This window comes from Vibrio marinisediminis, assembly GCF_014050145.1.
Lineage (GTDB): Bacteria > Pseudomonadota > Gammaproteobacteria > Enterobacterales > Vibrionaceae > Vibrio > Vibrio marinisediminis.
Map to the genome: position 1 here is coordinate 1 of NZ_JACFYF010000019.1, position 15793 is coordinate 15793.

The 15793-nt window shown below is 43.1% G+C and carries 8 protein-coding genes and 1 tRNA gene; 5 read left to right on the forward strand and 4 right to left on the reverse strand.

Features of this window, described 5'->3' with window-relative positions; translation table 11 throughout:
* Both H2O73_RS18500 and H2O73_RS18505 read left to right on the forward strand, forming a co-directional pair.
* The coding region (locus H2O73_RS18500; RefSeq protein WP_182110404.1) for a T1SS-143 repeat domain-containing protein at nt 1-8581 on the forward strand (8581 nt) is incomplete at its 5' end.
* A gap of 111 nt (nt 8582-8692) precedes the next feature.
* Nucleotides 8693-9334, forward strand: a complete 642-nt coding sequence (locus H2O73_RS18505; protein WP_182110405.1) for a TetR/AcrR family transcriptional regulator — start codon at nt 8693-8695, stop codon at nt 9332-9334.
* Here the strand turns inward: H2O73_RS18505 and H2O73_RS18510 are convergent.
* Nucleotides 9331-9684, reverse strand: coding sequence for a DUF3024 domain-containing protein (locus tag H2O73_RS18510; RefSeq protein ID WP_182110406.1), 354 nt, complete (start codon nt 9682-9684; stop codon nt 9331-9333). The two genes, H2O73_RS18505 and H2O73_RS18510, sit on opposite strands and share 4 nt — an antisense overlap.
* Before the next feature lie 188 nt (nt 9685-9872).
* Here H2O73_RS18510 and H2O73_RS18515 point away from each other — a divergent pair, with 188 nt between their 5' ends.
* Nucleotides 9873-10688, forward strand: a complete 816-nt coding sequence (locus H2O73_RS18515; RefSeq protein WP_182110407.1) for a phosphate ABC transporter substrate-binding protein — start codon at nt 9873-9875, stop codon at nt 10686-10688.
* Nucleotides 10689-10746: 58 nt separating this feature from the next.
* Here H2O73_RS18515 and H2O73_RS18520 read toward each other — a convergent pair whose 3' ends face one another.
* Entirely contained in the window at nt 10747-11424 is a 678-nt protein-coding gene (locus tag H2O73_RS18520; RefSeq protein WP_182110408.1) for a MaoC family dehydratase, read from the reverse strand.
* 319 nt (nt 11425-11743) lie between these two features.
* Between H2O73_RS18520 and H2O73_RS18525 the strand changes: the two genes are divergently transcribed.
* Nucleotides 11744-11834, forward strand: a tRNA-Ser gene (locus H2O73_RS18525).
* 156 nt (nt 11835-11990) lie between these two features.
* Here H2O73_RS18525 and H2O73_RS18530 read toward each other — a convergent pair.
* Nucleotides 11991-12503: a peptidylprolyl isomerase gene (locus H2O73_RS18530; RefSeq protein ID WP_182110409.1), complete on the reverse strand. Its 513-nt coding sequence runs from the start codon at nt 12501-12503 to the stop codon at nt 11991-11993.
* 192 nt (nt 12504-12695) lie between these two features.
* On the reverse strand, nt 12696-14684 hold the full coding sequence (locus H2O73_RS18535; RefSeq protein ID WP_182110410.1) for an LTA synthase family protein: 1989 nt from the start codon (nt 14682-14684) through the stop codon (nt 12696-12698).
* Between the two features lie 259 nt (nt 14685-14943).
* Here H2O73_RS18535 and H2O73_RS18540 point away from each other — a divergent pair, with 259 nt between their 5' ends.
* The gene (locus H2O73_RS18540; RefSeq protein ID WP_182110411.1) at nt 14944-15669 is read left to right on the forward strand and encodes an SDR family NAD(P)-dependent oxidoreductase; all 726 of its coding nucleotides are present in this window, start codon (nt 14944-14946) and stop codon (nt 15667-15669) included.
* The last annotated feature ends 124 nt before the right edge of the window (nt 15670-15793 follow it).

Genomic DNA, 15793 nt, shown 5'->3' on the forward strand with positions numbered 1-15793 from the left:
GCTGACGTTAAATGCTGATGGCAGCTACAGCTTTGAGCTAAAAGCCCCCATTGACCACGCTGACAGCGAAGCGAGCAAACTACTCAACTTCGCAATTCAAGCGCAAGACCAAGATGGTGACATCAGCAGCATCGTGTTGCCCGTGACGGTTGTTGATGATGCACCAACTTTAAACAGCATCTCTGCGGCGACTGATGTCGATGAAGATGATATACCGGTGGTGGGCTCTGATATTACGCCAGAGTCGAACAGTACCGGTGGCAGTTTTGAATTTACGCCAGGCGCTGATGGCATCAAATCGATTGTTATTGCTAACCAAGCTGATGTACTCGACTCACTTAGCTCGGGTGGTGAAGCCTTAAAGTGGAGTGATGATTCACCTGCGCAAAGTGGTACTCAGTTTACTTACACCGCTCAAACGACCTCAGGTGACAATGTATTCACCATGGTGTTTGATACTGCGAGCAAAACATATCTATTTACGTTAGTTAAAGCGTTAGATCATCCAACAGGTGACGGACAAAATAGTTTAGATCTTGGTTTCGAAATCAGTGTCGTCGATTTTGACAATGATAAAAGCGCGTCACTTCCTCTTGATATCACCATCATTGATGATATTCCAACCATAAATACTGTTCAGCGTCTGGAGGTTAGTGAAGATGACCTTGGTGATGGTTCAAGCCCTAATTCGGCTGATTTAACGGACATTGGTCAATTTGGTACGACTCAAGGTGCTGACTTAGTCGTAAAATATACGTTGGAATCAACCGCGGATCCTGTTGCTGGGCTTAAATCGGGTGGGGTCGACGTGACTATTGGCAGCCCACAAATTGACAGCGCGACCAATCAACACGTTTTTACAGGTAAAGCTGGCAATGTAGATGTATTTGAGCTGACGTTCAATGCAGACGGTAGTTACGATTTTAAACTGTTGGCTCCAATTGACCATGCCAGTGACTCTGATCTGACGACGTTGAGCTTCAATGTATTAGCTCACGACCAAGATGGAGATACGAGCGCTAAAACGCTATTGGTTGATATCAATGATGATAAACCGACTCTTACTGGCGTGACGGGCACGACCAGCGTAGATGAAGATGATATTCCTCGTATAGGTTCAGATGGCAACAAAGAGAGCACTACCATTGGCGGGCAATTTACCGTTGTTGAGGGAGCGGACTCTATTGCTGACTACCAGATCACCAATCTTGATACCTTGCTCGATCAGCTTTCTTCTGACGACCAAGGGCTAGTGTGGGCAACGGTTATCGAATCAGGTGATACGGTTACCCATACCGCAGTGACTGAAACCGATGGTGAGCCAGTGTTTACTCTGGTTTTAAACAGCGACGATAACACCTACTCATTTACGCTGCTTCAGCCATTCGACCATGCGGCAGGGCAAGGGCAAAATCTGCAACCAATTAGTTTTGATGTGAAAGCGGTTGATTTTGACGGCGATGAAACAGGTGAAACCACATTAACCATTAACGTTGTGGATGATGTACCAAGAATCGTTAATCGCTCAATTGAAGTGACGGAAGGTGAAACAAACAGCACCAACACTAATATGTTTGGTAAGCCGGGTGCTGATGGTGCGGAAATTACACTGGTAGAAACCCAAAGTACTGCCGACTCACAGATTCGCTTTAAATTGGCGGATGGAAGCTACGTTGAAAGTTTAGACCCGAATGGTTCAACCACCACGGTCACTGTTGTTGAAGTGAGAACCAATACATCAGGCGTGACTTATTATGAGGACTTAGGTGTACTTGAAATTCGCCCTGATGATTCACAGCGAGGCAAATTCCTGTTCACCCCGGTAACCGATCTGACTCATGACGGCGGTGAACTATCATTTAGCCTCAAAGTGACGGCGACAGACGGAGATATGGATACTTCTGTCAAAGACTATACCGTGACTATTTTTGACCAAGATGCAGAAATAAAAACATCAACAGTAACTAGCTTTGAAGACTCTGGTCGGTCTGATTCCTTGAATTTTAATCCGGCTATCGACAATAGTAATACGCAAGATAACCAATCAACGTTGCCCGTAGAGCCAAGTAAAGTCACGTTAACTGTCGACTTATTTGATATCGATAATGATGAAAAAATCGGCGATGTAGTGATTGGTCCGGGTAACTATAACGGTCAATTCTATTTTTATGATGCTGCTACCGCGACCTACAATGCGCTAACGGTGCAAGGTGATGGCAGTTTGTTGCTAGCGAGTGGTGATGTCGTTCAAACGATAGATGCTTCCAATGTTGCGACGTTAGATAACCTCTATTTTGTGCCTGATCGAAATTATTCGTCATCGTCATCCTCACCTTCATCTGATCCTAGTTTTGAAGTGCCAATTTCTGTTTCCATTTTGAACAATGGAACCGCCGATCACACCATTAGTGCTGATTTGACTATCGATGTTAAGGCTGTGGCGGATATTGCCACCTGGAATGCAACGAACACGCAAGACCGATACACCTTAGTAGAGGATGCTGAAAACGCAACGTTAAAACTTGAGGCTTTAACTCAAGATGGTAGTAACCCAGAAAGCATCACTTACCGATTAGAGGTAACGGCTGGCGAAGGTAAATTCATTCTTGAAGATAGTGCTGGTCAAGAGATTGTCGAATCATCCCCGGGCGTTTACTTGATTGAGGCAGAGGACATTGATGATGTCCAAGTCAATCCAATTGATCATTTTTCAGGTGCCATTACTTTTGATGTATATGCTGAGACTAAAGAAGGCAGCAATGCATACGCTGGCAAAGAAACCGCAGAATCTGCAGTTCAAGAACTGGTTATCAATGTAGAACCTCGCGCGGACCAAGGTTCCTTTAGCGTTAATCGTATTACGATTTTCGAAGATAATGCGGCAAGTCAAAATACGATTGATCCAACGACAGACCATTTAGATTTTACTTTGGATAAAGTGATCGCGTTAGGCTCAACGGACGATATTGATAGCGCCAATGATAATTCAGAAACGCAGTTTGTTCAGTTGAGCAACTTTGTTGAAGAGGGTTCGCCAAATACGCCGCTAGACGGTTACGAAGTACGTTGGATTGGCCAAGGTGATAGCCCTATCGTTGAGGTTTCCCCTGGCGTGTATCAAATTCCTCAATCAGCATTGCCATTTGTTGAAATTCAGCCACCTCTGCACAGCAATGAGAACTTTAGCTTTGATGTTCAGGGGTTTGTGAAAGATACAGCCACATTGATTGATGCATCCGGCAACCCTTATCAAGATGTGAACATTGCAGCAATGGCTGACCCTAAAACAGTCAATGTTACCGTTAAAGGCGTTGCTGATGTTCCGTATTTGCCTGATGTACCAGATGAGCCTGCTGCTGGTCCAGAGCTAGGTAAGTGGTATCAATACGATGATGGCTCAGGGCTATTTGGCGCTCAAGTCACCATTGATGAAAGCACTGAGGCTGGGATTAACTTTGCGGTACTGTCTGGCGAAGAACGTGACGGCATATTTGATCACTCAGAAAGCCTTTCTGTACTGTTGTCTAATATTCCAGCAGGCGTCGAGTTGTTCGATGCCAATGGTGGATCAATTGACTTGGTCTATGCGGGTGGACCAGCAGATGCCCCTATTTACCAAGCAAATATTACCGAAGCGCAATACGATTCAGGTATCACTATTCGTCCACCAAAATACTCTACAGATGATTTTGTTATTGATGCTAAGGTTGTCGTAACAGAAAACGATGGTCACGTTAGAGAAGTGGAGGGTGTTCTAAAGGTTAATATTGAACCTGTCATTGAAGCTGGCGGTGATACCAATACTTATGACACGGTTGAAAGAGGCAGAGAAGACACCTTTATCACCGTGCCTTGGAACGTCACTAATAACCCTAATGCACCATCAAGCATTGATGCACCAGACAGCAAGCCGACAGCGAATGGTCGAGATTATGAGTTTGTTAGCAAAATCGTTATCACAGACTTTCCTGCGGGTAGTGATGTCGAAATTGATGGTAAATCATGGAGTGAATACCCTAATGCGACCTTTGATGGCAGTACCTTAACTATTACTGGGCTGGATCAAAGCTCTATTGCTCCAATTATTAGTGTGAAACCGCCAGTAGATTCAAGTGTTAATTTTAACCTCAATAGCACCATCACGGTCAATGAAGTGGATGAAGATGATCCTACCCTGATCAAAGAGGCTGAAGTTAAAGGCGATATCGCCATCATTGTTGTTCCCGTTGTTGAACAAGATGGTACTTTGAGCATCGAGGACAAGAATGGCAACGTTGTTACTGTTATTCGTGATGATCCAGACCTGACAGACAATATACCAGGCGATGGGAAAATTAATTTTACCATCAATGAGCCCAATGGTGATGCCCATGTTGTTGTCTTTGAGGATCTTGACCCAAGCTCCGTAGAACGTGTTGACCAAGTTGTGGTGAGATTTGTTGTGCCAGACGGTGAAGATTTTGATGCGGTTATGGACCAACTCTATGTCTTTGGTGGTATCAATAATGGTGATGGTTCGTGGACGATTGTCGATGAAGATAACTTTACGATTTCAGCGCCAGATGGTTTGAAATACAGCAACGGTTCAGCAACAGAGAACACTATTGGTGTTGAGTTTGTTACCCAAGTCGTTGATGAAGGTGATGAAAACGAAGGCAGTGCTCCAAGGGAAGTCAGCACCGAGATAGACCTTGTTTTCCCATCAACCGTTATACCAAACTCAAGTGTTGCCGCTGAAGTCGAATTTGATACGTTGGCGGTAGATCCTACCGCTATCATTATCGGTAAAGAAGATAATCAATTTGATGTGAGTTCTCAGCTATCGAAAGTGTTCAAACTGAAAGCGGGTACCGCAGATGATGTTGCCGACCAAGTGACGGTGGTCATTGCTGCGTCAGATATTCCAATTGAGGTTGATGGTTTGGTTATATCTGGGGCTCAATATGACTTTGCTAATGAGCTGTACGTATTTGCTGCAGAAGTCACTGATTCGGGTGAGCTTAAGTTCCCCGCAGGGCTTCAATTTATTACACCCGATGATTACGCGGGCGATTTCTACATACCGATGACGGTGGTCACCACTGATACCGAATCTGGAGATGAAAACTCCCTCAAAGTGGATGTTCCGTTTGCAGTTAGCCCATTAGTTGATGTGCCCGTTGTCGACGGTGGTACATCACAGCCGGGTGACAATGATGTACAGCCGACAGTTAAAGTGACAGCAACTTCCGTTGAAAAAGGGACTGGTGTTGAGGTTTCAAATGAAGGGTTGGAAGATAACCTAATCAAGTTAGTGCTTGATGTTAAACTGGCCGACGAGCTTAACTCAGTGACCGAAGGGCGTGAATCGCTGACTAAAATTGAGATTGAATTGGTTGATTCAGATTTAGGCTATTTTGCTGATATCAATGGCGTTAAATTGTCAGAGACTGAGCCGGGCAAGTTGGTGATTGAATCAACGGACCCAACCGTTATTGAAAACGCCCTTAAAGAAATCTATTTTGTGCCGAAGGAAAATTACCCAACCGGTAATAATATCAATACGATAGATATTACCATTAAGGGTACCGTCACCGATCAAACCGATTTTGATCAAACGTCGACAAATCAAACACCAGATCATCAGGCAGATTTAACCTTCACTGCCGATGGGTCATTTAAAATCACCCCTGTTGTTGATGCGGTGACAATGCCAAATGACTCAGATATTACAGTTGTCGGCGACGAAGATACCAATATCAGTCTGAGCGTCGCAGGCGCGGGTCTGATGATTGATCTGAATGATACCGATGGCTCAGAAGTTTTCCTTTCAGCCCAACTGACCGGATTACCAGATAACTTTATCATCGATAGTACATCAAGTGATTTTGTGGTGAAAAATAACGGTGGTGGAGAGTGGACAATACAGTTGGTAAACCCAAATGCGACAAGTATTGATCTATCCAGCATTGTGATTACGCCTGCGAGCAATTTCAGCGGTAAAGCGGAAATTGGCATTGTGGTGTATACGCAAGAGCAATTATTGGGGGTACCGACACCGCACCAAGGTAAGTTCACCATTGACGTGACCCCTGTCGGAGATGTTGTTGATACCGACCCAGTCGCTTCGGTTTCTGGTAACGAAGGTGAAAATATCGATATCGCAATCAATGCCAGCGTGACCGACAAAGTCGATCTACTTCCTGGGGAAACCAACCAAGATCAACCTGAAACACTCTTGATTACGGTCGAGAACGTTCCAGATGGTGGCGAGATCTACTTTGCCGATGGTACGACATTAGGTAATAACCTTGGTGGGGGTGTTTGGCAACTAGAAGTCGATTCTCAAGATATTGATAAAATAGTGTTTAATTCGGGAGAGCAAAACCAAGGTACTTGGGACCCAGATAAACTGACCATTAAAGTGCAATCTGTAGATACCAAGCACAATGGTGATCAATTCTACGGTCCGATTACTGAGTTTGATGTCGATGTCGTGGTTGAAGCGGTCAATGACCGACCTTACTTTGATGGCATTGGTGATTTGCAAACAGAAGAAGATACAGTAGTTGCGATTAATGGCTTTACCATCAATGACATTGATGCAACGTTAGATGACCCAAGTGCAATCTATACGCTTACACTGAATGTAGATAGTGGCATTGTGACACATAATGCAGCAGTCGCGAGCGGAAATGGTTTATCTATTACGATGTCGGGTGATGACACAATTACTATTGAAGGCACGGTTGCGAATATTAATAAGGCATTGGCTGAAGACCTAGTGCTCTTTACGCCAGAGCTTAATAGCAACAATATTGTTGACCCTAATGGCGTGAAAGTGACAGCGACGGTGAATGATAATGACAATCTAGGCATAGATAACGGTAGCCCTGAAACCTCTCATGAAAACCAGGCTGAATTTGTTATCAATGTCTCTGAGGTCAATGACAAACCAATTGCTGTCGATGTTGATTTGGGTTCAATCACTGAAGATACATCCATTCAAATCACCACGGCGCAGCTAATTGGTCCCGGTTTGAGTAGTGATCCTGATCCGGAAGGTCAAAATCTTGTGGTTAAATCGATCACGGTTCCAGCCGAGCAAGGGGAATTGATTGCGAACCCAGATGGTGTTTCATGGACATTCAAACCAGCCCTCAACTTTAATGGTGATGTGAGCATTACTTATGTGATTGAAGATGATGGTACTGATAACGGTTCAGCTAACTTCTTAACGGATACGGGGACTATCTCTATTACTGTTGAGGGAGATAATGACGCGCCTGAAGTTGATGTTGTTTCGGCAACGTCGCTTATTGATGAGGCAAGCAGCCAACAGATCTCGGGAATTACCGTTAGCGATGTGGATTATGTCGACGCTTATGCAAGCGATTTAATGAGCGTTTCATTAGCGGTAACGTATGGTGAACTCAGCGTCATTCTCCCGCCTTCAAGCAACATAACTGTTACTCCGCAAACAGGGAGTTCGATTACCTTATTGGGACCGCTTGCCGAAATCAATGCCTTGCTTGATACGCCAAACAGTGGTGAAGGGGTGATGCTTGATGCTCGCTATGCAACGTCAGACTCGCTTCTTTTAACGGTCACGGCGACAGATTCGGGTAACCCGTCGGGTATGCCACTGACCACTAGCAAAGAACATAGCATTAGCATCAACCCAGTGGCGGATGCCCCGACGTTATCAGTTCAACCTGGTTTTGATTATATTCGTCATATTTCGGCAAACTTATCAGCAAGCAACAATGGTATTGCAATTGTTGGTATTTTGGCGGCGTTAACCGATATCAATGAGGTGTTGAGCTTAGAGTTGTCACAAATTCCAGCGGGTGCAACACTGAATACTTCATCGGGTGAGGTACTCGCTATTAATGGTGTTTACTCGATTCCTGCCGACGAAATTGACAGTATTGAAATTGTTGGAGCAGAAGAGGGTAACCATACCATTCAAATTGTTGCTGTCTCGACTGACGAGGGAGAAACTGCTCAGTCTACGCCGCTTGATATTGAATTAAACATCATGCCTGATGGCAGTAACATCAACCAAGCTTCAGCGACTGATGACGTGCAATTGTTGGGTGATAATTCAGGAGTCGAACTGACGGCGGGAGAGGGTGATGACCGAATCGTTGGTGGTGATGGCAATGATGTGCTTATTGGTGGTGAAGGTAACGATACCATTATAGGTGGTGCTGGCGACGATATTATTGAAGGTGGGTTAGGCTCCGACATTCTAACGGGTGGTACGGGCGAGGATACCTTCGTTTGGCATTCAATCAGCAATGGTGCAGTTGATACTATTACCGATTTTACCGTTCAAGAAGACAAGATCGATTTGCGAGATGTTTTGCCTGAGCTTAAGTCACCGTCAGTGGATATCAACGATCTCCTCGATCATATTCAAATTGAAGTCACTAACGATGATGTGACCTTGAGTATACATCCAAGTGGTATTGGCGTAGGCAGTGAACAAAGTATTGTGGTTGAAAACTTAGCTCAAGAATTGACTCTTGATGTGACCGACCAACAACAAATGCTCTCTACCTTGATTGATGAAAATATCTTCGTACATGATGTTTAATTCAGCATGACAAATAAAAAGCACCGCTTGCGGTGCTTTTTATTTATAAGCAAATACAAAATAGCAATACACACGTATAATTAAGGCTTATCAATAGGATAGGTATAAAAAATGACCAAGCGTAAAGCTGGTAGACCAAGCAGTAAGACGGAAACAAGAGAGCGACTAATTGAATGTGCTCGAGAGCTATTTACCGTCATGGCTTATGATAAAGTCTCTATAAGATTGATTGCTGGTAAAGCAGGTGTAGACAGTGCATTAATTCGCTACTACTTTGGTAACAAGGAAGGGCTATTTGAAACAATGCTAAGAGAAACATTAGCCCCGCTGAGTGAACGCATGGAAAATATGCAGCAAGGCGCCAGCCAATGTAACCTGCTTGATATCATGCGCACCTATTATCAAGAGATGACCAAAACACCAGAGTTTCCGCGTTTGATTTTACAGGTAATGAATATGCCTGAATCAAAAGTACAGAGAAGATTATTGGAAAAGGTGATTGTCGATATTTCCAAGCCTATGCAATCAGTTATGTTTGATAATCTATTGGAAAATGGTGTGCTGCGTGCCGATCTTGATCCAAAGTTATGTCGAGTTTCTTACCTATCACTAATGGTATTCCCATTTATCGCGCCACCGTCAATGTTGGCAATTCACGGTATCGAATTAACGGACGAATTTTTTGCACAGCTTCTAGAACACAATATTAAGCTAATGACTGGCGGAATGTTTCAAACTGAGAAGGTCAGCTAATCATCCCAAAATAGAGATTTAGGGTCTTTATCTAACTCACGCATTATTGCTGTAAGATCAGCACTTTGGGATAGATATGGGTACGGTAACCAGTTCTCATCGTCTTGATCATCCATAATGAATAGACGCCATAAATTCATATGACTATCCCAACAGATTTTCGCCACTTGTGATGAATAGTCACAGTGAGATGAATCAAGGAGGTAGTGCTGTTTAATAAAAATAACGCCATCTTCAATAGGCTCGAAACTCGCTTTGCCTAATTCAGCGGGAAGATTTTGGTTGCGGCAACGGCATATTATTTCGGCGCGGCTTTCCACTTGCCTTTGAAGCAAACTCACTAATCCCATATTGACTCCAGAACTACAGGTTGAATGATTATATTATGGCTTACAAATGAAAACGTCTGTATGCCCTTTCACAAAATTGTCATCAAATCGCCATATGCTAAAGCGAATTATGGATCGCTAAATTGATTAGTAAGAATTAATTAGTGAGTTCATAAATTGAATGAACAACCTAATTTTTGGAGCCCACTATGATTCGAGTCGTGCTAGCCGCACTAATTTCTTTTTCTTTTTTGCCTTTATCTGCCACAGCCAGTGAAATTAATGTTTCAGGCTCTACATCGGTTGCACGTGTAATGGATGTTTTAGCGGAACAGTATAATCAAACCCATCCACAGACCTATATTGCCGTGCAGGCTATTGGCTCAACCGCTGGTATCACCCTTGTTAAGAAAGGGGTCGCCGAAATAGGAATGAGTTCTCGCTATCTTACAGAGCGTGAACTTGATGAAACAATTACGGCAAAAACGATTGCGATGGATGGTTTAGCGGTGGTTGTTAACCAGTCTAACCCTGTGTCAAATATCACACGTGAGCAGCTATACGATGTCTACAAAGGCAAAATAACGAATTGGAAGCAATTGGGTGGTGAGGATAAAACCATCGCAGTGGTAACACGAGAGACATCTTCAGGCTCTCAGTACAGCTTTGAAAGTTTGTTGGGGTTAACTAAAATCGTCAATGGTCGAATGGTGTCTGACATCAGCCCTGATAATTTGGTTGTTAATAGCAACAGTATGGTGAAAACATTGGTGAACCATAACTCGCAGGCTATAGGGTTTGTTTCATTAGGTTCGGTTGACCGTTCAGTGAAGGCGGTACAATTTGAAGGTGTCGACGCGACAAATAAAAATGTTGTTGAAGGGCGTTATGAATTGGCGCGCCCGTTCTTGGTGCTATATCAAACAGAGAAGCTTGACCAAGAGGCGAGAACATTTATTGACTACTTAAAAAGCTCTCAAGCTAAGCAATTAATTAATGAGTATGGCTATGCCGCGAGTAAATAAAGATAAAGCGGAGTAATAATAAAGGAGAACCTAGGTTCTCCTTTTTTGCAAACTGTGCTTAGAAATGAAGTTGAATTACGGAAATAACTACAGCAGCAGGGCGGCGAACGCCTTCAATTTCAACTTTAATTTCACGTTCTATCTCAAGCCCTTTACGAATGGGTGTGACTTTCGATAACGTACTTACTGCTCGAACGTTATTACCCGCTTTTACAGGGTATGGAAAACGCACTTGGTTTAAACCAAGGTTGACAACCATTTTTGCTGTTGGGAACAACGTGTTCGTTGGATCAACACTGTCTGTCATTTTTGGTAGCAGTGCCAATGTTAAGAAACCATGCGCAATCGTAGTCTTAAATGGGGACTCACTTGCGGCACGCTCAGGATCTGTGTGGATCCATTGCATGTCTTCAGTTACTTGAGCAAATTTATCAATACGCTCTTGCGATACATTGATCCAATCACCTGTGTGAATTACACAGTCGAGTTTGCCAATCAAATTATTGTAAACGGCTTGCGCTTCTGGTTTCAGCTCAATTGGTGCCGGTTTCGGTTGTTCATCGTTAACTGCTGGGCGTTGAAGATCACGCAAGCGAGTAAACAAGTGGCGGTTATTTGCTTTATTTAGGAACTCGCCCCAGTACTCGCGCACGACAGGGGACATCCAAAGCATGAATTCAGACTGATGCTTGGATTCGTGTTCACTACGATGTTTAAATAAGTCAGCGACTTTCATAAAAACCTCAGATAAAGACTATAGACGGCACTAATTCCGCTAATTTTGAAGCACTTCACAAATATCTGCAATCACTTTCGAGCGTACGCTTGTTCGCCCAAGGGTGTTATTCCATTATAATTCAATGAATTAATAATAAAACACTATTTTATTGTATTGTGACGGAGTAGAGCTTTTACTTGACAGAGCCATATGTGCAACAAATTGCTCCAATAGAAAGCGTAGCATATGTGAATGGTTGCTTTCTGACCGCTTGAGTGTTTTAGGTAAATTATTGCTTTACAAGCTGTTCAGGTCTCACTAATATACATGCCGAAACGGAGAGATGGCTGAGTGGTTGAAAGCACCGGTCTTGAAAACCGGCGATGGTTAATAGCTATCCTAGGGTTCAAATCCCTATCTCTCCGCCACTTTCAGAAAAGCCCGCTACATAGTAGCGGGCTTTTTGCTATCTAGACGTCGAGAATGAGAACCCACTTTAAGTTCCACGGTCTTGATTGAATTTAGCAGAGTAGCTGCCGGTATTTAATGGTTGAATCAGTACCGACAGCCGAGAGCGTTTGAGTTTATTTAACAGTGACTTTTTCTATCACAACATCCGATACTGGCATGTCTTCATGACCGAACCTTGTACAGGTAGAGATTTTTGCGATTTGGTTTACTACGTCCATACCCGCAGTGACGGTGCCAAAGACGGCATAACCCCAGCCGTAATTGGTTTTTCCTGTGTGATCTAGGAAGTCGTTCTGTTCTAAATTAATGAAAAACTGTGCAGTCGCGGAATGCGGTGCATCAGTTCTTGCCATAGCAATAGAGCCCGTTACGTTCTTTAAACCATTGTAAGCTTCATTTGCGATAGGAGCGTAAGTTTTCTTCTCAGCCATATTCATGGCAAAACCATCGTCTCGCATTTCGTAACCACCACCTTGGATCATGAAACCATCGATAATGCGGTGAAATAGCGTGTTATCGTAGAATCCCTCTTCGCAGTAACGTAGGAAGTTCTTACAAGTTTCAGGTGCTTTTTTATGGTCAAGTGTGATTTCAATATCACCGTAGTTGGTCGTTAGAATAATCATAATTCAATGCCATTAAGTTAAAGAGTCGGCAGTATAGGAAAATGCGCAATGAAATTGAACTAAGTAAGGTGTTGAGCACGAATTAAATGGTGACCAATTTGAGAAAATGTATTGAGTACGAAAAGGATCGTTAGTGGAAAGTTGGTTTTCTAAATAGAAAGAAGGGGAGCATGCTCCCCTTTAAAATGCAGATTAATTGGCAATAAAGCCTTTTAGTTGGGCGTTGATGAAGAGGTCTTGTAACTTGACGTACTCTTCATCTATGTTTGGTGTTGGGTTTGAAACCCCCTCGGTTTTAACAGACAAGCCATCTTCAGTTGTCCAAGGGTAAAGAACACCCGCATTCGAGTTATAGGTAGCACCTTGCTTTGTTAACGTTATTCCGTTGTTGTACGCATAAGGTGTTTCAATATCATCTATTGCCAATAGGTTACGTCCACCGAGTGAGACATATTCGGCATCAGATAGGCTGTAAGCATACAGTGTTGGGAAGATATCACGGTGAGAACCAATTCGGTTCTTCTGATACTTATAATCTGAGTGCTCAAGAATGGATTTAGGAACATACAAGTAAAATGGTACGGAATGTGCGGTTCCTAAATCTGCTGGCAACGAAATTGCGTAGTCACGGAGTCTGTGATCGCCCGACGCGGCAATGAGCGTTTTCTCACCTAAATCACTATTTTTAATATCAGCTACAAATTCACCAAGCGCGTTAGTAGCATACTGATAAGTCTCATAGATCTTTCTTGATTTTTCTTCATCAAGTGAAACTTTGTTCATCGCATGCTCACTAACCTCGATAGTGTTTGGCGAGTAGTTGCTAGGGATCTGGTACGGAGGATGATTGGTTTGTGTTTGGACCATAATCATCGTCGGTTTAGTACTGTTTTTCAGGATCATTTCCGCGAACTTGAATGTGTACTCATCCGTCGCACCCCAAGTATTCGCATGCTTTTGTGACTCAGGAAAGGCTTGGTAGATGTCTTCTTCTGAGTAGAACTCATCAACCCCTTGGATAGGTAAGTAGTATTTTAGATTGCGCCAAAGTGGGCTGCCACCGGTAATGTAAACGATGTTATAACCTGCTTTTTTATAAGGCAAAAACGCGGTGTCATGTAACGGTGTTTTTTGTTCACTACCATGGCTGATCGAACCAATATGGCTGTGGAAAAGCATCATTACGATACTGTTGATGGTTCCGTCCGTCCCAGAAAGAAAACGTTCGAAGCTAAAATCGTTTTCATAGTGTGGGCGAAGCGCACCCAGTAGATCGGTGCCTTTATACTTATCTTCAACAAGAAGATTTGTTCCCATGCTTTCCATTAGAGCGAAAACAACATTTGGTTTGTTCTTTTCTAAGTACTCATTTCGCTCAGTATGATAAACCGGGTTGACTTGCCCAAGTACTTTTTGCATCTGTTGCTGATACGCAAGCTTAGAAACAGGCTTAAATGTCGCACTTTTTTTATGGTTGCTGCGGGCCCAATCGAGCGCCAAAAATCCATTCGGAGTGACTTTGTTAAGCACTTCGTAGCTTGAAACGTTCGCGTGGTATTGCTTGAGTGGAAACGTGCCGATTGAACCGCGAGCGAAGACAAAATAAACGCAAATAGTGACGATAATAGACAGTGCCATTATGAATGGATTTCGCTTCGACCAATGTCGAGCATCAATCACTTTCCATAGTTGTTTAATGCATTTGGTAGCCAGCCACATAACGACTAGAGAAGCGATCGATGCCGATATGATGGGATAATCTTGCCACATGGTAAGCAGTACGGCAGAGGTGTCATCTTCCACTAATCCAAAGATAAAGATGTCGAAGTGATTACCGTAGGTTTTGTAGTAATAATAGTTACCAATCGATACCGCGGCAGCTAAGAAGAAAATCACACTGCTGTATGTGGTTAAACTGCGTTTTACGTAAGTAAAATACTTAGTCCCAGCGGTTATTAGACCAACAAGTAATAGCGGCGCAAAGGCGATGGTTGCAACACGCATGTCAAATCGAAAACCCGTAATGACTGACTGGAAGTAGTCCGGTAAAACGTTTGAAATTGCTGATACATCACCAATGGTAAAGGTAAATATTTGGCGAAATAATGAGAGAAGAAGGGCGAATAGCGCGACTTGAATCCAAATGATTCTGATTAATTTACGACTGTTTTCTTGATACATATTACCGCTAAAACCGAGTTATTGACATGTTGGTGCACAGAGCGAAACTCAAGTGTACCTTTTTGTCGAGGCATTTTGTAATGTTAGTTACACGGCATAAGAGAGTGAAACGCCAAAAAAGGCGATATTCTAACCGTTTTAAGCAGAAAACAAGGTTTCGCTGTCAGCTATGCGGTGGTCAATCCCCCAGTTCTAAAATATCGTTTCTTCTATTTACGTTGTAGAATTGCCACTAAAAACAATCAAACTAGAATTGCGTATGTATCAAAATAAAGTCGTTATTGTTACGGGCGGTAGCCAAGGGATCGGTAAACATTTAGTGCAGGGTTATTTGGCGTTAGGCGCTCAAGTAATTGTGCTTGATATTGTTGTTCCAGAAAACGTAAAAGTGGATTTCTATCAGGTTGATCTTGGTAATGTGTCGATGGTGGATCGTGCGTTTGAGAGCATTGCTAAGCAATACGGGCATGTACACATACTGATCAATAACGGCGCAATCGCGAATTTCAACAAGCCGATTCAGCAGTTGTCGTATGAAGAGTTTTCAACAGTCATCGATGTCAATCTTAAAGGTGCCTTTGCTTGTGCTCGACATTTTATTTCTCTCAATGAGGGGCAAGATTACGGTCGCATTGTTAACGTGGCTTCTACTCGGTGGAACCAGAATGAATCAGGATGGGATGCATACGGCTCATCAAAAGGGGGGTTAGTATCAATGACCCAATCGATGGCAATATCACTCTCTGAAACACCGATCACCGTCAATGCGATAAGCCCTGGCTGGATTCAAGTGGCAGATTATCAACAGTTGCTTGATTGTGATCATCAACAGCATCCATCAGGGCGAGTCGGTAAGGCGAAAGATATTGTTAATGCCTGCCTGTTCTTAACGAATGTTGAGAATGATTTTGTCAATGGACACAATTTAGTCGTTGATGGTGGCATGAGTAAAAAGATGATTTATCAGGATAGCCTTCAGCCTTAACCGTAGTAACTTAATCAGAAAGCAGAGCGCTCAATGTTACTCTGCTGTTTTGATTTGAGGCTAGTAGCCTTCGCACTTGAACCCGAGAACGAAAACACAAAGCTGCAATGAAGTAACACAAAAA

Bases quoted from the DNA above. Each gene is read 5' to 3' on its own strand.
- H2O73_RS18505 (WP_182110405.1), top strand. From the start codon at position 8,693: ATGACCAAGCGTAAAGCTGGTAGACCAAGCAGTAAGACGGAAACAAGA.
- H2O73_RS18510 (WP_182110406.1), bottom strand. From the start codon at position 9,684: ATGGGATTAGTGAGTTTGCTTCAAAGGCAAGTGGAAAGCCGCGCCGAA.
- H2O73_RS18515 (WP_182110407.1), top strand. From the start codon at position 9,873: ATGATTCGAGTCGTGCTAGCCGCACTAATTTCTTTTTCTTTTTTGCCT.
- H2O73_RS18520 (WP_182110408.1), bottom strand. From the start codon at position 11,424: ATGAAAGTCGCTGACTTATTTAAACATCGTAGTGAACACGAATCCAAG.
- H2O73_RS18530 (WP_182110409.1), bottom strand. From the start codon at position 12,503: ATGATTATTCTAACGACCAACTACGGTGATATTGAAATCACACTTGAC.
- H2O73_RS18535 (WP_182110410.1), bottom strand. From the start codon at position 14,684: ATGTATCAAGAAAACAGTCGTAAATTAATCAGAATCATTTGGATTCAA.
- H2O73_RS18540 (WP_182110411.1), top strand. From the start codon at position 14,944: ATGTATCAAAATAAAGTCGTTATTGTTACGGGCGGTAGCCAAGGGATC.